The following is a 22532-nucleotide window of genomic DNA, read 5'->3' as shown; positions in this document are numbered from 1 at the left end:
TAGCCGCAATCACTAAGTAAGGATTGCTTATCAAATAAAAAACCGGAATGCGAAGTGTAATTCGTGTTCCGGTTTTCTCTTTTAGAGAGGTATACGGTTTTTCCTCGTTGCCTTCCTGCCTCGTTGCCTCTAACTCTTCAACTCTATCGGCTGCAGCGCCGCCTTACGCGAAGGGAACCAGGATGCTGTCAAAGCGATGATAAATACGGTGGCAACAATCAGCAAGAAGTCGCGCGGCACCAGCTGAACGGGATAATAATTGATCAGGAACGTCCCCCCTTCAAGTTTGATCAACTCAAACTTCACCTGCAGCCAGCAAAAGATCACGGCCAGGATAATGCCGGTAACGGCGCCGATCCCTGCCAGCAACAACCCTTCACTCAGGAATATCTTTTGGATCATCCCGTTATTAGCACCCATTGCCTTCAACACCTGGATATCTTTTTGCTTTTCCAGCACCAGCATGGTCAAACCACCAATCATGGTAAAAGCAGCAACGATCAACATCAAGGTCATAAGACCATAAATGGCCCACTTCTCCAGCGTCATCACACTATACAGGCTTTTATTCTGCTCATACCGCGTTTCCACCACATAATTATTATTACCGAAGATCTGCCGGATACTTTTTGCGACAGCATCCCCTTTATTTTCATCACTCAGCGCAATCTCGATACGGCTCACTTCATTATCTTTCAACGCCAGCATCTGGCGCATGAAATCGATATTGGTAACAGCATACTTATTATCGATATCAGCCTGGATAAAGAAAGTGCCGCCGGTAATGATATTGGCCGCAGCAACAGAACCATACAAGTCGGCCACATTAACCGATTCACCGCCTTTAAATATATAAGCAGTGATGGGATAAAGATTCTTATCCGACTCGATCTCCAAAGCCCCTTCCACACCATTGCCCAATACGATCACGGGCCTGTCGGCTGTGCCGGTAGTGTATTTACCACGGATGATCTTCTGCGCCACGCCCGTTACCTGCTCGTAGCCATCATCTACCCCCTTGAGCAAGACAGGCACCTGGATATCGCCATTCTGCAGTAAGGTCTTTTCCTCTATAACACGGGAATAGTGTGTCACATCCTTTACACCCGACAATTGCTTCAACTGTTCAGGCGAGACAAGAATAGTTTTATTACCAGCTTTGGGAGAAATCAGCACGTGCGGATAGAAAGAAGAATACAAGGATTTGACCAGCCCTTCAAAACCATTGAACACACTGAGCACAACGATAAAAGCAAACGTGATGCTCATAATGGCCACCATGCTGATCCATGCTATGACATTGATCGCATTGGTCGACTTCTTTGCTTTAAAATAACGCCAGGCGAAAAGAAAATTCATTTTCGGATGCAGGATTTAGAATTTCGGATATTGCCGTGCTCTGCTGACCACTCACTATTCGCGCCCTTCTTCCTTCTTCTCGTCGTTGATCTTCTTAAACAGGTCTTCCATCTTGAACACATGGTCCAGCGTATCGTCCAGGTAAAACTTTAATTCAGGCATACGGCGCAGCTGTTTGCCTACCCTGAGGGATAGCTCTTTTTTGATCTCCCAGGCCCTTTCCTCTATTTTCTTCAGGGCAGCCTGCGGATCACCTACCTGGAACAAACTCAGGTAGATACGGGTCTCCAGCAGGTCGGGCGTAATCTTCACGGAAACGATCGACACCATACCCCCATTGATCATGGTAAGCCCCAGCCGCTGAAATATAGCATTCAATTCTTCGTTTAAAAGGCCGGCAATCTGCTTTTGTCGCTTCCCTTCTTGCATATCATTAACGATTTAATCGTTGTAAAATTAGTTACTTTGCGCTGTTTATGGCCATTCCGGGTACAGAATAGCACCAATAACCGATGAAAAAGAGGTGAAAGACAGGCCAATGACGATATTATCTGATCTATTTTAACATTTCATGAAGCGATTTTCGACGATTCTCTACTACCTCCGGGACCAGAAAGGACAAATGGCCTTATACTTTTTCTATAACTTCCTATCTATAGTTTTTTCGCTCGTTTCCCTGGGTATGCTGGCCCCCTTCCTCCAGATGCTGTTCGCACCCGATCAGATCGTAACCCAGGAGCCGGTATTTGAATTCAATTCCACCGGCATTATGAATTACCTGAAGTACACGCTGGGGAAACTGATCACAGAGCATGGACAGGAACGTGCATTGGCTATTATATGTATTGTATTGATTGTTTCGATTCTCTTCAAAAATTTGTTCATCTATCTTTCTTACCGGGTGATCATCCCGCTTCGCAACCGGGTAATGACGAGGTTCCGCGCCGATATGTTTACACAGATCTTGCACTTGCCCATTGGCTTCTTCACCGAACAGCGTAAAGGCGATATCATTTCGCGCATGAGCAATGATATGAACGAGATCGAATGGAGTATCATTGGCACCATGGAAGGTCTGATCCGTGAACCACTCACCATCCTGATCATTTTAACCAGCCTCATATTTTTAAGCCCTGTACTTTCCCTGTTCCTGGTAGTATTACTGCCATTGATGGGATTCATTATCGGCCGGGTAAGCCGCAGCCTTAAAAAACAATCTACCGTAGCCCAGGAACAACAAGGATTGTTGTTATCCGTACTCGATGAAACCCTGACCGGCTTACGCGTTATCAAAGCGTTCAACGCAGAAAAGCTATTGAGCAACCGCTTCTTTGATACCAACAATTTTCTTAACCAGGTGCGGGTGAAAATGGCGTTCCGACGTGATCTTGCTTCACCACTGTCAGAATTCCTGGGTGTATTGACCCTGAGCTGTATACTATGGTTTGGCGGCAAGCTGGTATTTGATCATACCATCGAATCAGCAGCATTCATTACCTACGTGGTATTCTTCACCCAAATCATTAACCCCGCCAAATCATTATCAACAGCCTTCTACAATGCACAACGCGGATCTTCAGCCATACAACGAATAGAAGAGATACTCAAAGCTACCAACACTGTTAGCGAATCCCTCAACCCCAAACAACTTACCAGCTTTAAGCATAACATTGAATTCCGTAACGTAACCTTCAAATACGAGGACGTTACCATCCTGGACAACATCAACCTCACCATCGAAAAAGGTAAGACCATCGCCTTGGTAGGCTCATCTGGTGCGGGTAAGTCAACCCTGGCCGACCTGGTGCCCCGTTTTCACGATGTGACCAGTGGAGAGCTGTTGATCGATGGGGTGAACATCAAAGAATATTCTCTGCTTTCGCTGCGCGACCATATGGGCATCGTAACGCAGGAACCCATCCTGTTCAATGATACCATTGCCAATAATATTTCTCTGGGCAATCCGGTAGCTTCGATTGATGAAATTGAAGAGGCGGCCCGCATTGCCAACGCCCATGATTTCATCATGAGCAAAGACGAAAATTACCAAACCAATATTGGCGACCGCGGCGGCAAATTGAGTGGTGGAGAACGTCAGCGCGTAACCATTGCCCGCGCTGTTTTAAAGAACCCGCCCATCTTAATATTGGACGAAGCCACCTCTTCGCTCGATACAGAAAGTGAGCGACTGGTACAAGATGCCATCAACAAGATGATGGCCAACCGCACCAGCATTGTGATCGCCCACCGCCTCAGCACCATTCGTCATGCCGACGAAATTATCGTACTGCAAAAAGGTAAGATCGTAGAGCGCGGCACCCACGATCAACTAATCGACCAGGACGGCTTTTACAAAAGGCTCGTAGATATGCAGGAAGTCAAGTAGAGTAGAGAGTCGCCAGTCGTGAGTTCAGGGTCTATTTATAGAAACAAAGACATAGCAATACTAAAAAAGCAACACCGAAAGTGTTGCTTTTTTATTTAATGATATCGTTGTTGAAGTAAACGGGCTCTGAACTCTCTACTCTGAACTCACAACTTACTTCTTCGGAAGAGCGTACAAATTGAAATGCGTCCAGTTCGTCATATCCGTACGCTGAATAGGCTTGGTTTCAGCCTTGCTATCGAAATCGGCAAAGTAGAAAAGATCATACCCCTTATCAGCAATCACATCATACAGTTCGTTACGCTCTTCTTTAGTCAGCTGCGTAAACACTTCTGAAATGATCACGGGTTTGTATTTTACAATAAGGCCGGCAATAGATTTAACGATCTCCTTATCATACCCCTCCGTATCGATCTTGATGAAAGAAAGCTTGTCGAGCCAGCTACCGTAATTCTTCTCGAGGTACTGTTGCAGGTTCACACCCTTCACCTTTTGAGACAAGGTAAAGTTGCCATGCTTTTTATCAGCCTCGGAGCTGATGCCGCCATTGCTGTAAGAAGCTTCAGAAGAGCCATAATAAAACTCCCCGTCCTCATCAGAAATAGCATAAGGCAACGCTACAATATTGGTTTTATCTTTATTTAAACCAGCGTTGTTTTCAAGTACTTTAAACACGTGCGGATTGGGATCGAAACCCAATACCAGTCCTTCCTTACCGGCAGCCAGCCCCATGGGCACGGTGGTATCGCCCGTGTTGCCACCAATATCGATAGCCAGGCTACCCTTAGGAATAAAACGCTTAAAGAAATCCACCTCAGTTTGCGTGATCACCTTTTCACCAGTCAATGGATTCATCCAATTGCCAAACTGTATCGTGCCCTCATCTGCCAACTGGTAATTCGATACCTTAATCGGGTATTCGCTAAACACCCGGCGCGCCTTTTTACGGGCAAAAGATTCTCTCAAATATTTGAATATCATAATGGTTCGTCTTGTTTGGGTAGCGACAAAATTAGGGCAAATTTTCCGTACATTCACCGCTTCAATATTTCCATTACATGAGAAAGCAAATTCTATCAGGCACCGCTTGCCTGCTGCTATTGACGGCAGCACTTTCATCAACAGCTCAAAAGAATTTCACGTACGACCAGGTATTCAAAAATGCGTCTCCCAATATGACCAAACCACTCCCCTCGATCCGGGGATGGGTAGATGATGACCACTACATCGAATTACAAAAAGACGCAGCAGGGAAAACGATCTTCCTCGCCGTAGAAGCGAAAACAGGCAAATCAAAAACGTACGAAGGACAGGTTCCTTCCGAACCACGCCAACAGGCAATGCCCGCTATCGGCATTTCTGACGCCCGCAACATTACCATTTCACCCGACGGAAAATGGGTGGCCTATACAAGAAAAGACAATAACCTCTATGCCATGGAGCTGGCCACCAAACAAGCGGTGCAGTTCACCAAAGATGGCTCAGAAACGATCCTCAACGGATATGCATCCTGGGTATATTATGAAGAGATTCTCGGCCGCGCCAGCCGCTATAAAGCATTCTGGTGGAGCCCCGACAGTAAACGTATTTGCTACATGCGCTTTGATGATGCTAAAGTACCAGTGTTCCCCATTTATGTACTCGATGGTCAGGATGGCTACCTCGAAAACGAGCGTTACCCCAAGGCAGGAGAAAAAAATCCGGATGTAAAAGTGGGTATCGCCAACATTGAAACTGGCGCTACCACATGGGCTGATTTCAATCCGAAAGACGACCAATACTTCGGCGCCCCTTTCTGGACACCCGAAGGTCAGCTGTGGGTACAATGGATGAACCGCGGACAGGATAACCTCGTTATCTACAACATCGACTTTGCCAGCGGCGGCAAAAAAGAAGTATACAACGAACAACAAAAAACATGGATCGACCTCGACGAAGGCAGCCGCATCGAGTTTCTGTCTGCCGGCAAAGGCTTTATCCTGAAAAGCGATAAAGACGGTTGGGAAAACCTGTATTACCACGATGCTACCGGCAAACTGATCAACCAGATCACCACCGGCAACCTGTGGGGCACTTCCATCACCAAAGTAGATGAGAAAGCAAAAGTCATCTACTTCAGGGCACGCAAAGAAAATTCTGCCCGCTTCGACTTCTACAAAGTAGGGCTCGATGGTAAAGGCTTAACCCGCCTGAGCTTTGGAGAATATTCCCACGACCAGATAAACCTTTCACCCAACGGAAAATACTTCATCACAACCTATTCCAATCTGTCTACCCCCACCACGATGGCGCTGGTAGATGGCAAAGGAAAGCTGATCCGTACACTGGGCGATACTAAAGGATCCGATTTCGATGCCTACACAGTACCTAAAACAGAACTGGTACGTGTAAAATCAGGCGATGGTGTGTTCGACCTGCCGGTAGCGATCACCTATCCTATCAACTTCGATCCCAACAAGAAATACCCTGTAATCATCAGCATCTACGGCGGCCCCAATGCAGGCACCGTGTACGACCGTTGGAGACCTGCCGGTGGCGCAGCACAATGGTGGGCACAGGAAGGCGTGATCCAGGTAGCATTCGACAACCGCAGCAGCGGCCACTTTGGAAAAGTAGGGTTGAATTACATCCACCGCCAGCTCGGCAAATGGGAAATAGAAGATTACATGACCTGCGGCAAATGGCTGCGCAAGCAAGCATGGGTAGATACAACAAAAGTAGCTATGACCGGCGGCAGCTTTGGCGGTTACATGACCTGCATGGCCCTCACTTATGGAGCTGATGTATTTACACATGGTATTGCCAACGCATCCGTTACCGACTGGCATTTCTATGATACCCATTACACCGAGCGTTTCATGGATACGCCCAAAGAAAATCCTGAAGGCTACAAGAATACAGCAGCAGCAACCTATGCTGAAAAATATAAAGGATTGTTGCGCATCGTACACGGCACTTCCGACGACAACGTGCACATGCAAAACAGCCTTACCCTGATCGATAAATTACAAAACCTGGGTAAGCACTTTGAGTTCATGGTATATCCCGGAGAAAGACACGGCATTGGTGGCAACAACATGAAGAAAGGTCAGCACAACCGCAACGAGGCTTATGCCTTCTGGTACCAGTACCTGCTGAATAAACCGTTACCAGCAGCTTTCACTGGCACTACTACACCCCAGAGAGGATTCTAAGACAAAAACAGTATAACAATACAGGCCCTATAGAATGTGCTATTCTATAGGGCTTCTTTATTTAGAATTAGTCAGCACATACAACTTAGGGTAACTATACAAAAAAGTATTTCCGCCGTCTTTATACAATGCATGCAAATTCCCTTTAAAAACAGCTACCGGCGTATCCTTCCCGTTCTGATCGATCTTCCGCAGTGAGTTATCAGTCAATCCAAAAAGTATATTACTGCTGCTATCAATGATCAGGTTCGTGGCAGTATGAGCCTTTAGATCATACTGACGCAAACGCCTACCACTGTAAACAGCGTACGCCGATATACGCCTGCTCTCTTTACAATACAATACACTATCCCGCACAACCATTGAATTATTCCACACACCAACCTCCTTATCTACCATCGTTCTCCAGAGCTGTTTGCCATTACCGACATCGAAAGCCGTCAAAAACTGTGGCATCCGTACACCTGTCGACAACACAAAGATCATGTTGCCCTGCGACCCACAAAATACCAGGCTGCCCAAACTATCCTTCACCGGGACCTCCCAGTTTAATTGCCCACTTGAAGCAGCAACAGATTGAATACGCTTGTTATCCAGAATACAAAACACACTACTATCATGCAGCAATAGTTGTCGCATATTCATCTCCCCCTGCTGAGGATTCGCCCACAATGGCTGCAAAGACCGTGTATCAAAACATTTGAGCCCTGTACCCTTTTCCTGTAAAATGACAGTATTTCCATATCGCACCGGATTGGTCGTACACTTGTTTTCCAATTTCAATATCCTGTAATTGCCCAATGAATCGATAACATATACAGAGTCGGACGATGTAGGCATCACATATTCACCGGCAGATGTAATAACACCTTTATAGCCTCCCATTCCCTTTATTCTAATAGACCAGACAAGCGTGTCTTTTTCCAGGGAGTAACACTTGAGCGCATAACTTCCATTAGTCTCCATGGCCTTGTAATACACCAACCCATTGTTGACACACAAAGAATGCTCATCGGCAGTACCAGGCAGTTTATATTCCTGCTTAGACTCTATAGACAGGAAGCGATCGGCGCTTTTGGGAGTGGTGCTGCCGCAGCTATACAGGCAAATGGAGGCAACGACGAAGAATGAATAATAAAAAAGTCTCATCGGTCAAGGTTATTATTTGTCAATTCCATCCTTGATTACAATAACCGCAAATTCCATAAAAGCCCCACACATAAATCCAGAACTTGTACATTTTAAGCCCCAAACGAACCCTTTTCCTATAAGATAAGCTCACAACTCACCGTTCACAACTCACTATTCCGCCCCTTAATCCGACAACTCGATGGAAAAACCTTCGCCTGCCGACCCTCCTGCTGCAATTTGCAGCCATGTCACAGCTAACCTATACCATTATCACAGGAGCCAGCTCTGGTCTTGGCAAAGCATTGGCTATCCAATGCGCCAAAGCAGGCATGAACCTTATCCTCATCGCGCTGCCCGGAGGCCACACCTCATCAGTAGCAGAAACGCTTGCTATCAGCTACGGCGTCTATGTACATGCATTTGAATTCGACCTTACCGACAGCACCATACTGCGGCAACAACTCGACTACATCAGAGGCCGCTTCAGCATCAACTTCCTCATCAACAATGCAGGCATCGGTGGCACGGCTTCCATCCGCGAAACATCGGCAGAGAAGATTGACCAGATCATCCAGCTGAACGTACGCAGCACTGTCCAGATCACCCACCTGCTGCTACCCAACCTGCTGGAACATCCACGCAGCTATATCATGAACATTTCCAGCATGGCAGCCTTTACGCCCATTGCCTACAAAACAGTGTATCCGGCTACCAAGGCATTTATATCCTCCTTCTTTCACGGCTTGCGTGAAGAACTGTCGGGCACAGGACTATCTGTTAGTGTAGTATACCCTGGCCCCATCATGACCAACTCCAACACGAGCCGGCGCGTTATCAGTCAGGGTATCAAAGGCAGGATGGGACTATTACCCACCTCAGTAATCGCCCGGATAGCCCTGCGTAAAACAATGGCCAACCATCCCATCATCATACCGGGCATTATGAACAGGTTCAACCTTATGCTGATGAGGTTACTGCCGCTGGGATTAAAACTAAAGATCGTATCGAGAGAAGTGAGAAAAGAAATACAATACTCCCCCGCATAAACCCCATGAAAAAGATACTGATCACAGGCGCCAACGGCTTCCTTGGTTCCAACCTAACCCGCGAACTCTTCAGGCTTGGCTACGAGATAAAACTATTGGTACGTCCCGGCGCCAACCTCAAAGGCCTGGATGATATCCCTGCCGCCGTTTATTTCGGCCACATCGACAATGCAGCACAGGTGAGCGAGGCAGTAGCAGGATGCTCCATCGTGATCCATGCGGCCTCTATTACGGACCAATGGGGCATTGGCTTTGCTGAATACGAAAGGATAAACTTCACCGCCACCCAATACATGGTAGAAGCCTGCCTCCAACACAACGTAGAAAAGTTCATCTACGTAAGCACCGCCAATACCATCGAGCCCGGCAGCAAAGAAAACCCCGGCACAGAGCTCAACGGCTTCTCCCTCTTCAAAGCCAACTCGGGCTACATCAACACCAAATACCTCGCACAGCAATATGTGCTGGAACAAGTGCAGGCCCGGCAGCTACCCGCCATTGTAGTAAATCCTACCTTTATCATCGGGCCCAACGACAGTAAGCCCAGCTCAGGCAAGCTCCTGTTATACGGATTAAACAAGAAGCTCTTGTTCTATCCACCCGGCGGAAAAAACTTTGTATACATCCACGATGTATGCCACGGAATAGTGAGCGCATTGACGAAAGGACAAACAGGCAACTGTTACCTGCTGGCAGGGCATAACCTTACTTACCGGGAATTCTTTAGCTTGCTGAACAGCATAGCACGGCAAAAGAAGATCATGATCAAAATACCGGCACCCGTACTGAAACTGGCAGGTATGATCGGCACCCTGAAAGCAGCGATCACCCGCAGGCCCGGCAAACTTACCTGGTCGGCAGCCTACCTGCTAAGCCTGGATAATTACTACTCAGGCCAAAAAGCAGAACGAGAGTTAGAGATACGCTATACCCCCATGGAAACAGCCATCAGCAAAGCATTGAACTGGTTCAAGGAAAACCATTATTACTAACACATGGATTTCAGCCGAAGCGAAAAAATATTCAACAGCCGAACCTTCCGCTACCTGTCGCGGGCACTGGTACTATACCTGTTCAGCACCATTTTCAAATCTTTCGACCTGACCTTCATCCATGATATAGGCACCTTCAACCTGCGTTCGCAGGTATTCAGCCTCTTTTATATCCTGTTGGGATTGCTGGTTTGGGAAGGCGCAATCCTCCTCTCCAAATACATGGAAAGGCGCAGACACAACATCCACCCCATCGGACGGCTGGCGATCGTATGCGGCAGCCTCATCCTGTATGGTCTGTTAGCTTCCCTCGCATTCGGGTTCGTATATGGCATCATTGACATTGTCTTCTTCAACCGTTATGAAGCATGGCAAAGCTTTACCGCCGTTAGCTACAACATGCTGGCAGGCACCTTCCTCTTCTACATGATGATCCTTTCCTTCAACGGGATCGTATTCTATTACAAAGGCTGGAAAGAATACCAGGTACAGACAGAGCGCCTCATGCGCGAAAACATACAGGCCAAGTACGATGCCCTGCGCAACCAGATCGACCCCCATTTCTTTTTCAACTCCCTCAGCGTACTCACCAACCTCGTATATAAAAGCGCCGACCTGTCGGCCGACTATATTACCCAGCTCGCCAAGATATACCGGTATATCCTCGATAAAAAATTTGAGAACCTGGTAACTATACAAACCGAACTCGACTTCCTGGAATCATACCTCTTCCTCATCGGTATCCGTCACCAGAACAGCATCCGGTTCAGCGCAACCGTCGATGAACGAGCCCGTACCAAAGGCATGATACCACCAGCCACCCTGCAAATGCTCATCGAGAATGCTATTAAACACAACCGTTTCTCCATCAATGAACCGTTGGAGATTACGGTAACAAGCGAAGGCGGATTTCTGCTGATCAGTAATATTGTACGAAAAAAGTTCAACCCTGAACCATCTTCCGGGATCGGACTTGAAAACATCAGGAAGCGCTATGAGCTTTCCAGCGGACAAGGGATCACCGTTACCCAGAACAGTGACACATTCACCGTAAAAGTGCCTATAATAGAACAACCATGAGAGTAGCCATATTTGAAGACGAAGTACACAACTCAGAGCGGCTGGTGCAGCTCCTCAAAAAGTGTGACCCTGCTATAGAAATCATTGCCGTGATCGATTCGGTGGCAGCAGGCATTGAATGGATGGAGCAACACAACACTGCCGACCTGATGATGATGGACATCCAGCTCTCCGATGGCAACTGCTTTGAAATATTCAAACAAACAGACGTCAAGACACCCATCATATTCACGACAGCCTACGACAACTTTGCCTTACAGGCGTTCAAGGTCAACAGCATCGACTACCTGATGAAGCCGATAGATGGAAAGGAGCTAAAGAAAGCATTGGACAAGTACCAGCAGTTTAAACCCGTAGAGCGGCCTGTGATCGATATAGCCTCCATTGCTGAAGAGTTTATGAAGAGAGATAGTACGCGGTTTATTGGCAGGCTCAACAACCAGCTCATATATGTGAAGGCAAAAGACATTGCTTACCTGCAATTCATAAAAGGCGTTACCTATGCAACGACCAACAACAACCAGAAGCTACCATTGGATTATTCACTGGACCAGATAGAAAAGATGCTCGACAAGCACCTCTTTTTCCGCATCAACCGCCAGTTCATTATACAAATAGACTCTATAAAGAAGATACTTACTTATTACAACAGCAGGTTGATCCTGCAATTGCAGCCCGATGCAGGCACAGACGTGATCATCAGTCGCGAACGCGTAGCCGATTTCAGGAGCTGGCTCGAAGGGAGGACGTGAAACGTCAGAGGTGAAACGTGAGACTGTAAACCAGAGAGCGAAATCACCATATCACGTCTCACTTTTCACGTCTCACGCCTCCCGATCTCATCACACTCCCCTTCTATAAAACGAAAAAAGGTCGCTTTTCAGCAACCTGTTTTATAGGCTAATAATGTTAATTACACATTATTTATTCATCATCTGCTTGGCTTCGATGCTCAGCGTCGCGTGCGGTACAGCTCTCAACCGGGCCTTGTCGATCAGCTTTCCGGTTACACGGCAAATACCGTAAGTCTTGTTCTCGATACGCATCATCGCCTTCTCCAGGTGATCAATATAATTGATCTGGCGGCTGGCCATCTGGGCAAGCTGTTCCCGCTCCATGCTCATGCTACCATCTTCCATGGTCATGTAACGGTTCTCAGTTTCATCTCCACCCATTTCATCCTTGCGGGTAATCAAACCCTGCAGATAAGAAAGCTCTTTCTTAGCCTGCTCCAGTTTCTTTAAGATCAGTTCTCTGAACTCTCCTAATTCGGCATCGCTGTAACGCATGGTTGGTCCTGTTTGAGTGTTTTCTGGTTGATCCAATACGGATTTCGTGAACTCCGGCTCGTATTTACGAACCGTTTTAGTTTTAATCTCAGGTATTACAACCTTCACTGGTTTAGCGGGCACGGCCGGCTTTTTGGGCGGCGGTGGGGGCGGAACCGGATCGGGCTTTTTTACTTCTTCCTTCGGTACTTCGGGTTTCTTTTCAACTTTCACGGGTTCTGGAACAATTTTCTTCACTAAAGGCTTCGGTTCAGGCTTCGCCGCCACTTTGGGGACAGGCGCAGACTTGGCAACAACCACAGGTTTGGCAACCGGCTTCGCTACAGGAGCAGCTTTACCGCCATTCGATTTAGCAGGCTTAGGCGCCGGCTTTGCAGTCTTGACAGCTGCTTTAGGCGCAGGCTTACTAACCTTAGCAGCAGGTTTGGCAGCAGGCTTCTTAGCCGGCGCTGCCTTCTTAGGTGCAATCGTTTTTTTAGCTGGCTTAGCTGCTTTCTTCTTGGTTGCCATACTCTTAGGCTTTTTTTGTAACGTACACTTTTAGTGAAATATCGTTGACCTCAATTTCAGTGCCATTGGGCAATTCAGGTACCAACTCCAATGTATCTGCCAAAATTTCGGCGCAAATATAGTTATTAAATTGGGCTATAGACTGCTGTAGATCCTGGTTTTCGGTTACCTGTACTGCAATCCTGTCAGTCAGCTCATAGCCATTGTCTTTACGGATTTTTTGGATACGATTAACCAGTTCGCGGGCATTGCCTTCGTTGATCAACTCGGGGGTTACGGTTACGTCGAGTGCTACGGTCAGAGAGTCCTTGTTAGCGACCAACCAGCCGGGAATTTCCTCACTGGCGATCTCCGTTTCATTAACCTGTAATATTAAGGGTTCGTTATCAATAAACAATGAGATAGAGCCTTCTTTTTCTAACAAAGAGATCTGATCCTGTGTAAAACTTGCCAAAGCGGCAGCTACGGCCTTCATTTTCCCCCCCAGCTTCTTGCCCAGGGCTGTATAATTAGGCTTGATCTTCTTTTTGATGAATCCGGTGTCCTCCGTCAGATACTGGATCTCTTTCACATTTACTTCGCTCTTGATCAGGTCTTCCACCCGTGCTATCTGCTCTTTTATTGCCGGATTGAATACCGGGATCAGCACTTTTTGAAGCGGTTGCCGCACTTTGAACTTCGAAGTCTTCCGGAGCGACAAAACGAGTGACGAAATGTCCTGCGCCAGCTGCATCCGCTCCTCCAAAGAGCTGTCGATAGCCGCCTCATTCACCTTGGGATACAAGGCATGGTGGATCGATTGTTCCCCATTCCGGCCGGTAACCGCATTCAGGTTCCTGAACAGCATATCGCTGAAGAAAGGCGAGATCGGCGCCATCAGTTTGGAGATGGTTTCCAGGCACTCATACAGCGTTTGATAGGCACAAACCTTGTCGAGCTCATACTCTCCTTTCCAGAAACGGCGGCGACAAAGACGCACATACCAGTTACTAAGGTGCTCATCCACAAACTCTTCTATCACACGGCCGGCCTGTGTAGGCTCATAATCGTCCATATACTCACCCGCCTTCCTGATCACCGTGTTCAGTGAAGAAAGGATCCAGCGGTCGATCTCAGGACGTTGCTCCAGCGGAACATAAGCTTCCTTGAAGGCAAAACCGTCTACATTGGCATATAGCGCAAAAAACTGATACGTATTATATAAAGTACCGAAGAACTTACGCTGCACCTCCTTGATACCCTCCATGTCAAACTTCAGGTTATCCCAGGGAGAAGCATTCGTGATCAGGTACCAGCGGGTAGCATCGGCGCCAAACTTATTGATGGTCTCGAACGGATCAACCACATTACCCAGGCGCTTACTCATCTTGTTGCCGTTCTTATCGAGCACCAACCCGTTGGAAACGCAGGTTTTATAAGCCACTCCACCATACAGCAGTGAAGAGATGGTATGGAGCGTATAGAACCAGCCACGCGTTTGGTCAACCCCTTCCGCGATGAAGTCAGCCGGGTAGTTCTGGTCGAAAGGCGCCTTGAACGGGCGTGGGTCGCCAGCCGCCAGCTTATCATAATCCAGGCCCCACTGCGCATAAGGCATGGCGCCACTGTCGAACCAAACGTCGATCAGATCGGGTACCCGCTTCATGGGCTTGCCCGAAGGGCTCACCAGCACGATTTCATCCACATAAGGCTTGTGCAGGTCCAGGATGCCCTCGTGCAGGTAGTGCTTGTTCACATCACCTCCCAGCACCTCGTTGGCCTTCTTGATCTCGGCATTCAGCTCACCGATTGAGCCGATACAAACCTCTTCCTGCTCATCTTCTGTCCTCCACACGGGCAACGGTGTACCCCAGAAACGGCTACGGCTCAGGTTCCAGTCCACCATATTCTCCAGCCAGTTGCCGAAACGGCCCTCGCCGGTAGATTTAGGCTTCCAGTTGATGGTCTTATTCAATTCCACCATCTTATCCTTCAGCGCCGTGGTTTTGATGAACCAGGCATCCAGCGGATAATACAATACAGGCTTATCCGTACGCCAGCAGTGAGGATAGTTGTGTTCGTATTTCTCGATCTTAAAAGCACGGTTCTCTTTCTTCAGCTTCACGCAGATGTCGACATTCACATCCACGTAGTTCGGATCATCCTTATAATTCTTTACATAACGATTACTGAACTCACCCAAACCATTCACAAACTTGCCCTGCTTGTCTACCAGCACCAGTTTTTCACGCTTGCCGTATTCATCGATATAAGTGAAGTAACCAATGCCATACTTTGTACCCACACGATAGTCATCGGCACCAAAGTCAGGAGCCGTGTGCACGATACCCGTACCATCTTCCGTAGTCACAAAATCACCCACCAGCACCTGGAAAGGCTGGGGATTAGGCATGCTATAACTGATCGACTCCGGTGAATTGGCTTCATAAGGCAACAACTGCTCATAGCGGGCGCCCTCGATAGCTTTACCCTTGAACTCGGTCAGTATCTTCCAGGGCAACAGTTTATCACCTTCCTGGTAAGCACTGAAATCAGCTGTTTCCCCTTCAGGCTTGAAGTATTTGCCCAGCAGGTCTTTGGCCAGTACAATGTTTACCGGCAGGTGCGTATAAGGATTGAAAGTTTTTACCAGCACATAATTGATGTTGCCACCCACCGTCAGGCCCAGGTTGGAAGGCAGGGTCCAGGGAGTGGTCGTCCACGCCATGAAGAACACCTCGGAGCCATCGACTGCCGATTGCTGATTGCCGATTGCCGAAAACAGAAACTCCGTCTTCTCATTCTTCACCGCCTTAAACATCGCCACCGCCGAAGTATCCTTTACCATTTTATACGTACCCGGCTGGTTCAGCTCATGCGAGCTTAAACCCGTACCGGCAGCGGGCGAATAAGGCTGGATGCTTACGCTCTCATACAGCAGGCCCTTTTTATAAAGCGTGCTCAATATCCACCACAGCGTTTCAACATACTTATTATCGAACGTGATATATGGATCATTCAAGTCTACCCAATAACCCATCTTGCGGGTAATGTCATCCCACTTGTCCTTGTAGCGCAATACCGCTTCCCGACACTTCTGGTTGTATTCCTCAACGGAGATCTTCTTACCGATATCCTCTTTGGTAATGCCCAATTCCTTTTCCACTCCCAACTCGATCGGCAAACCGTGGGTATCCCAGCCACCCTTCCTTTTTACCTGGAAGCCCTGCATGGTCTTGTACCGGCATACCAGGTCCTTCAGCGTACGGCTGATAACGTGGTGAATACCAGGCATTCCATTCGCACTGGGCGGCCCCTCATAAAACACGAAGGGAGTAGCACCATCCCGTACGGACATACTCTTTTCAAAGGCCTGTTGCTCATTCCACAAAGCCAGTATTTCCTGCTCCATGGCAGGCAGATTCAGATGCGAAAACTCTCTGTATTTGGACGACATAATATTCTTGGCGTAAAACCGGGTAAAATGTAGTTAAAAAGTGTGCAAAGTTACAGAAATATACCTATATAGGAGCCTCTGTTCGATCCTTGTATCAGGGATGTGCCAACCATGTGTCAAATACCCCCTTTTACCAATGAAGCACACATGTTTGACACATGCCTCACACATGGACGAAACCATTTTTGCAAAAGGTTCACTTTTTAGAAAATATATTTTGAAGCGCGGATGAGCAGGTTCTAATGCAGGTTCAGCCAGTTTTTCAGTAATTTTAAGGTAACCAGCGCTGCATGAGAAAGCTACGCCTGGCTACCCTTGTGGTAGTCATAACCTTATCCTGTTATTCATCCGCATGGGCCGATACCTTTATGGTAACCAGTGCCCTCGCGTCCGGGGCTGGCAGCCTCCGGGAAGCTATTGAAAAAGCCAACGCCAACGGCACCACCGTTACCGATTATATCCTCTTCGACCTCCCCACCCGCCGCGGCCCCGTTACTATCTTATTGAATCCCAATATGCCACTCCCGGGCCTCACGTCCAACATCATCATCGACGCCAGTTCACAACCGGGCGATCCTTTAGGCGCCACGAGTGCTAAAGTAGCAGTAGCCATACAGGGTTTCTTTTCCAATGATAACAATGACCATTACATCTTCCAGGCCAGCAATGCCACCAATATCCAGATCTACGGTTTCTTCCTTTGGGCCCAGGTCGGCGACCGGAATACGGGCATGCCGCCAACAAACCTGTATGCTATCCACCTGCGCGCCTGTAGCGAGGTGATCATCGGCGCCCCGGGCAAAGGCAACCTGATCAGCGGCTGGAAGCGAGGCGTATCTACCGAATACTTCCGGGGGCAGGCAAGCCACCACATTACCGTTCAGTCCAATACGATGGGCGTGAATACCGACGGCATTTCGACACTCCTCGTTGCCGGCACCCGCCCTGGCGATCCCGGCACGCCCGCCACCAACCAGTATGGCGTCTACTTCGACCGGGCTACCGACATCTTCATAGGAGGTGAGGCACCCGGACAAGGCAACTCGATCAACGCACAAAATGACATCTTCTGCACCGGTCACCCCGATCCCGCCATCAACGACAGCATACTCATCATCAACAACAAGCTGGGCATCGATATCAATGACGATATGATAGCCGCCAACTCACAGACAGGCATTACGGTGCAGGATTATCAAAAACTCAACTCTACCAACAGGGCAAACGCCGGCCTCCTTATCCGCAGGAATTACATAGCCGGCCGTTCACGCTTCAATGCCATCTCACTGGCCAACATACAAAGCTATTTCGCCATCGAACAAAACCTCCTAGGTGGTGAAAAGCGCAATGTCCCCTTCCGGAACACCACACTGGAATCAGGCATCATGATCATCAACTGTCCCGCAGGCATCATCGGTGGCACGGCGCCCGGCAATGAAAACTATATCCGCTATTGCAGCCGAACCGCCCTGATGCTCAGCAGCACCTCCAACATCACTTTCCGCTACAATAGCACTTACTGCAACAACCAACAGCCGATCACCATCAACAACTGGGCTGCCGCCAACGGAGCAAGGCCACAACCATTCATTACGATCAACGGCCTCAACCAGGCCACAGGCACTATACGCGGTACAGCACTACCCGGTTCCATTATCGATCTTTTTGCAGATGATAATTGTCCGGGCTGCGAAGGCAAAACACATCTTGGCCTGGTAATTACTGCCGATGCCAGCGGCCAATGGACCTTTACTGATCCTGCGCTCACCGGTAAAAGCATCGTAGCTACCGCGACCGATGTACAGGGAGCTACTTCAAAATATTCAGCACCACTAATAGAAGACGCCAACGTACGTATCACGGGCGTCAGTTGTACTGCCTTGGGAGCCATATGTGGCGTTAAGATCATCAGCGGAGCAGAGTGGGAGTGGAGAGATGAAGCAGGAACAGTAGTGAGCCGCGACACCTGTCTTAGCAACGTACCTGCAGGCACCTATACTTTGTGGCTGCCTGTTGGCACAGGCACCTGCGAATCTACCTACACTTTCATCGTTCCGGATAATTCACTCAACATCGACTCGAGTGCCGGCATCGTCATCACCAATGCACGATGCAATAAAAACAATGGTTCCATCTGTGGCATCAACCCCGTGGGAGCAACAAACTGGGGATGGGAAGACGCCGCCGGTAATTTCATCACCACAGCTGCCTGTCTCAGAAATGTATTACCAGGCCGCTATCGCTTCAGGGTAACCGATGGAGCCTGCGACAAATACACCCGCTATTATACGATTACCAATACTTCGCCCGACGTAGATGCTGCCAATCTGCAAACAACAGCGACTACTTGTAGTCAGCCCAACGGTTCCATCAGCGGCATTACCTTATCGGGGATGAGCTTCTCGTCCCTGCAATGGATAAATGAAAATAGAAATATCGTAGGCACTGCTGCCGATCTTGCAAACATACCTGCAGGCCGTTATAAGCTCATTGCATTGGATAATACAGCAGGTTGCGGCGACTCTACCGATTGGATTAGCATAACAGCTACACCGGCACTTGCACTAAACACCACCACAGCACAGATCAGCAATGCTACCTGTGGACAAACCAATGGTAGTATCCGCAACATTACATTCACGAATCCCGATGGAATGGTTGCCACAATTTGGGTAGATGAACAAGGAACAGTAGTAGGCAACAACCTTGACCTGCAACCAATAAAAGCAGGAAAATACCGGTTGAAAATAAAAGACAGAAGCACTTGCGACACATTGATATCATCAGTCTTTGAAGTATTGGGCTATGCGCCTGCAGCATTGCTGGTAACACAGGCAATAGAAAAAGATGCAACTTGCAATCAACCCAATGGCAGCATCCAGATCAACCAGCTCAACAACAATGCTACACTGTATACTTTCCGTTGGTTACTGGATAGCGTTACCCAAATCGGGTCAACACTTTCAATTTCCAACCTGAATCCGGCCACCTATCATCTCATAGCTATCGATGCCAACGGTTGCGGGCAATCGATCTACAAAAAAATAATTCGCATGCAGCCCCTTCCGGCCATGAATGAAGACAGGGCACTTATACAACCCGACAGATGTGGATTTGGCACCGGTAGCATTACGGGCATCACTGCTACCAGTGCTGCCGGAGCTCTGCAATATCAATGGTTTAACAGTAATAACCAGGTAGTAGGGCAGCAGTCAATCATCAGCAATTTGCATGAAGGAAACTACCACCTGCTTATAACGGACATAAATGGCTGTGAGCTACGTAGTGCCGACTATGCTATTACACAGGTTATCAGCACCTTACCGGCGCCCCAATACGACAACATCACCATAGCCCGGCATACAGATGGCATCCTGAAGGTGAAGAATCCACAAGCAGGCGCCACCTATATATTATATAATGCAGCAACGAATACAGTAATTGAAGAAAATCAAACTGGCATCTTTACAGTAAGAAAAGTTCCGGAGGATACGCATTATTATATAGCGTACAAAGCGGGCCCTTGCAACAGTGACCGTGTACGGGTAAGCATCAAGGTCATAGATATGACCAAATTAGATATCCCTAATACGTTTACACCCAACAACGATGGCATCAACGATGAGTTCCGCATCCATATTACAGGGTACTTCAAACTAAATGGATTGAAGATCTTCAACCGTTGGGGACAGTTAGTGTTTGAGACGAAAGACCCCAACTTTGTGTGGAATGGGAAAAAAAATGGACACAATGTCCCTGTAGCAACTTACTACTGGGTCATTGAAGGAATTGATCTAAACGGTAAATTTTTGCGCCAGGCAGGCTCTGTTACATTGATTCGTTAAAAAGACATTAAAAGCCTTAACAAATCTTATGATTGAAAAAATGTTTTTCGTCAAACATCACATTTGGCATAATTTATGGAAATATATTTCACGTTACGATGATACAGTAACTGCAATTAGTGAAGAGTAGAGAAGGTGGTTTTTACGAAAAGAAATTGCAGCAAATTCTAAGAAGATTTACTGTTGTTATTTAAGATATTTGATTTATTTTTATAATGCATTACATGAAAAACCTTTTCTACGGTTTAGGGTTTAGGGGTTAAAAAGGGGAGTATTCCTGCTCCCCTTTCCTTTCAAAACTCTACAGGCGTCGGAAAGGTTTTTCTCTTTTATATTCTTCCCGTTTTTCTTAATCCCATTATCTTATTGTCTTTCAGTTGATTACCTGTAATTGCCAGGCATTTTGTGCTTTGGTGTTGCAAAGGATATTCAACAAAAGCAATTAAATAGTTAAGGCCGCCCGTAAGCGGCCTTAACTATTTATATCTAAAGAAGCGAATTACTTTGACAATATCAATCTGCTAAATCATTGACAATCAGATAAGAATCAAAGATTCCGGCTTCTTCTCTCGTTGCCTCGATGCCTCAAAGGACTTCGACGCCGAACTCACTTCTTTTCCCGCAAATACTTGTAGATTTTGATCGCACTCATCAGTACGATCACAAAGAGGATCAAACCTGTAATGCCCCACACAAAGCTGAGACTTTGCTTTACCACCACCAGCATTACGATCGCTACCAAAAAGATAGTAGCTACTTCATTCCAGATGCGCAGCTGCTGCGAAGTGAATTTAAAAACACCACGTTGTTGTTGCTTGAAAATAGCATGTAATGAAAAATGATAAGCATATAACCCAACAACAAATACTAATTTAATAATGAGCCACGAGGGTGTTACACCGAGCAGATACCATGTAGTAGTGCCCAGTATTAATGTTAATACAGCAGATGGCCACGTGATGCCATACCACAGGCGTTTCATCATAATGCCAAACTGTTCCCTCAATGCATCCCTGACCGGCTCAGGCTTTGCAGCCACTTCTGCATTATAGATGAACAACCGTGGCATGTAAAACATACCCGCAAACCAGGTTACAATAAAAATAATGTGGAGCGCCTTGATGTATAAATACATAATGCTATTGATCAATTAAACAGCCTGGTCCAACAAGCCCTTCAACGCTTTCACCCAGGCAGGATGTACATTCAAACAAGGGATCAACGTAAACTCCTCACCACCTGCATGTAAAAATATTTCTCTTCCTTCCTCACCCATCTCTTCCAAAGTTTCCAGACAATCACTTACAAAAGCAGGACAAAGTATCGCTAACTTCTTGATGCCCTCCTTAGGCATTTCGGCCAATCTAACAGCTGTATAAGGCTTCAACCATTCATCACGCCCCAGTCGCGACTGAAATGAGAAACTAAACTTCGAAGTAGGAATTTGTAAAGCCTGCGCCACGCGATTAGTAGTCACAATACACTGATGCCGATAACAGGTCTTGTGCGCTTCAGAATCTACTGCACAACAATTGTCCGACTTCAGGCAATGCTTTCCGGTAACATCACTTTTATGAACATGCCGTTCAGGAATACCATGATAACTGAATACAACATGATCGTACTCCTTTTGCAGATAAGGCTTGATGCTCTCCACCAATGAGTCGAGGTAAGCAGCGTCATCATAAAAAGGAGGAACAACAGTCAACTTAAAAGAATACTTCCCCTTGCGGTGCATTTTCTTTGCATACTCTACCGCCGTTTCATAACTCGACATAGCATAGTGCGGATACAGCGGCACCAATACCACTTCCTCCAGGTCAGGTTGCTTTTGCAGCAATTCATCATACGCCGTCCAGGGAGCAGGGCTGCCATAACGCATAGCCAGCGCCACGGGCTCATCTACCTGCGCCTGCAATGCCTGCTGCAGTTGCTTGCTGATCACAATAAGCGGAGAACCATCTTTGGTCCAGATACTCTTGTATGCTTCGGCCGATTTAGGAGCACGAAACGGAACAATAAGCCCTTTTACCAGCAATGCACGCCAAAGTAGCGGCGTATCAATGACCCTTCCATCCATCAGAAACTCATCCAGGTACCGGCGTACATCCTTTACTTCAGTAGAATCCGGAGAACCAAGATTCATCAGAACAATGCCTCTTTTAGTTGCACTCATATCGATAAAATAGTTTGCAAAAGTAATTCAGTAAGCTGCCCCAACAATTATTTTTTCCTGACCACAATAACATCAAAACCACATCATC

15 protein-coding genes are annotated in these 22532 nt (G+C 47.3%); 7 read left to right on the top strand and 8 right to left on the bottom strand.

All coding sequences use genetic code 11. From position 1 onward, the window contains the following. Positions 1–129: 129 nt before the first annotated feature. A complete protein-coding gene (locus tag AC5JBY_RS06900) occupies positions 130–1359 on the bottom strand; it encodes an FtsX-like permease family protein (RefSeq protein ID WP_495903828.1) in 1230 nt (409 codons plus the stop codon). 54 nt (positions 1360–1413) lie between these two features. Continuing rightward, a complete protein-coding gene (locus AC5JBY_RS06895) occupies positions 1414–1788 on the bottom strand; it encodes a ribosome-binding factor A (RefSeq protein ID WP_495903827.1) in 375 nt (124 codons plus the stop codon). Positions 1789–1930: 142 nt separating this feature from the next. Here AC5JBY_RS06895 and AC5JBY_RS06890 point away from each other — a divergent pair, with 142 nt between their 5' ends. Further along, positions 1931–3745 (top strand): ABC transporter ATP-binding protein, encoded by a 1815-nt coding sequence (locus AC5JBY_RS06890; protein WP_495903826.1) that lies wholly within the window; start codon positions 1931–1933, stop codon positions 3743–3745. 153 nt (positions 3746–3898) lie between these two features. On the opposite strand, the gene AC5JBY_RS06885 is transcribed toward AC5JBY_RS06890, so the two are convergent. After that, positions 3899–4726, bottom strand: a complete 828-nt coding sequence (locus AC5JBY_RS06885) for an FkbM family methyltransferase (protein ID WP_495903825.1) — start codon at positions 4724–4726, stop codon at positions 3899–3901. Between the two features lie 77 nt (positions 4727–4803). Here AC5JBY_RS06885 and AC5JBY_RS06880 point away from each other — a divergent pair, with 77 nt between their 5' ends. Beyond that, on the top strand, positions 4804–6939 hold the full coding sequence (locus AC5JBY_RS06880; RefSeq protein WP_495903824.1) for a S9 family peptidase: 2136 nt from the start codon (positions 4804–4806) through the stop codon (positions 6937–6939). Between the two features lie 57 nt (positions 6940–6996). On the opposite strand, the gene AC5JBY_RS06875 is transcribed toward AC5JBY_RS06880, so the two are convergent. Next, positions 6997–8088, bottom strand: a complete 1092-nt coding sequence (locus AC5JBY_RS06875; RefSeq protein WP_495903823.1) for an outer membrane protein assembly factor BamB family protein — start codon at positions 8086–8088, stop codon at positions 6997–6999. Positions 8089–8315: 227 nt separating this feature from the next. On the opposite strand from AC5JBY_RS06875, the gene AC5JBY_RS06870 reads away from it, so the two are divergent. The 4 genes from AC5JBY_RS06870 to AC5JBY_RS06855 are packed head-to-tail and all read left to right on the top strand — an operon-like array spanning position 8316 to position 11940. Continuing rightward, entirely contained in the window at positions 8316–9116 is an 801-nt protein-coding gene (locus AC5JBY_RS06870) for an SDR family NAD(P)-dependent oxidoreductase (RefSeq protein ID WP_495903822.1), read from the top strand. A 5-nt stretch (positions 9117–9121) separates the two neighbouring features. Further along, positions 9122–10108 (top strand): NAD-dependent epimerase/dehydratase family protein, encoded by a 987-nt coding sequence (locus tag AC5JBY_RS06865; RefSeq protein WP_495903821.1) that lies wholly within the window; start codon positions 9122–9124, stop codon positions 10106–10108. Between the two features lie 3 nt (positions 10109–10111). Beyond that, a complete protein-coding gene (locus tag AC5JBY_RS06860; protein ID WP_495903820.1) occupies positions 10112–11188 on the top strand; it encodes a sensor histidine kinase in 1077 nt (358 codons plus the stop codon). Beyond that, positions 11185–11940: a LytR/AlgR family response regulator transcription factor gene (locus AC5JBY_RS06855; protein ID WP_495903819.1), complete on the top strand. Its 756-nt coding sequence runs from the start codon at positions 11185–11187 to the stop codon at positions 11938–11940. Before AC5JBY_RS06860 ends, AC5JBY_RS06855 begins: the two co-directional genes overlap by 4 nt. Positions 11941–12108: 168 nt before the next feature. Here the strand turns inward: AC5JBY_RS06855 and AC5JBY_RS06850 are convergent, their stop codons facing one another. Together AC5JBY_RS06850 and ileS are read right to left on the bottom strand one after the other, a co-directional pair. Continuing rightward, a complete protein-coding gene (locus AC5JBY_RS06850; RefSeq protein WP_495903818.1) occupies positions 12109–12987 on the bottom strand; it encodes a TraR/DksA family transcriptional regulator in 879 nt (292 codons plus the stop codon). 4 nt (positions 12988–12991) lie between these two features. Beyond that, positions 12992–16423, bottom strand: coding sequence for an isoleucine--tRNA ligase (gene ileS / locus AC5JBY_RS06845; protein ID WP_495903817.1), 3432 nt, complete (start codon positions 16421–16423; stop codon positions 12992–12994). Between the two features lie 290 nt (positions 16424–16713). Here ileS and AC5JBY_RS06840 point away from each other — a divergent pair, with 290 nt between their 5' ends. Continuing rightward, entirely contained in the window at positions 16714–20268 is a 3555-nt protein-coding gene (locus tag AC5JBY_RS06840) for a T9SS type B sorting domain-containing protein (RefSeq protein ID WP_495903816.1), read from the top strand. 607 nt (positions 20269–20875) lie between these two features. On the opposite strand, the gene AC5JBY_RS06835 is transcribed toward AC5JBY_RS06840, so the two are convergent. Then, positions 20876–21403: a CopD family protein gene (locus tag AC5JBY_RS06835; protein ID WP_495903815.1), complete on the bottom strand. Its 528-nt coding sequence runs from the start codon at positions 21401–21403 to the stop codon at positions 20876–20878. Between the two features lie 15 nt (positions 21404–21418). Continuing rightward, positions 21419–22444 carry a ferrochelatase gene (gene hemH / locus AC5JBY_RS06830; protein ID WP_495903814.1) on the bottom strand — a complete coding sequence of 342 codons (1026 nt, stop codon included), beginning with the start codon at positions 22442–22444 and terminating at the stop codon, positions 21419–21421. Positions 22445–22532: the final 88 nt, after the last annotated feature.

It is taken from the genome of Paraflavitalea sp., assembly GCF_059502485.1.
This window is presented reverse-complemented; position numbering and strand designations above follow the sequence as displayed.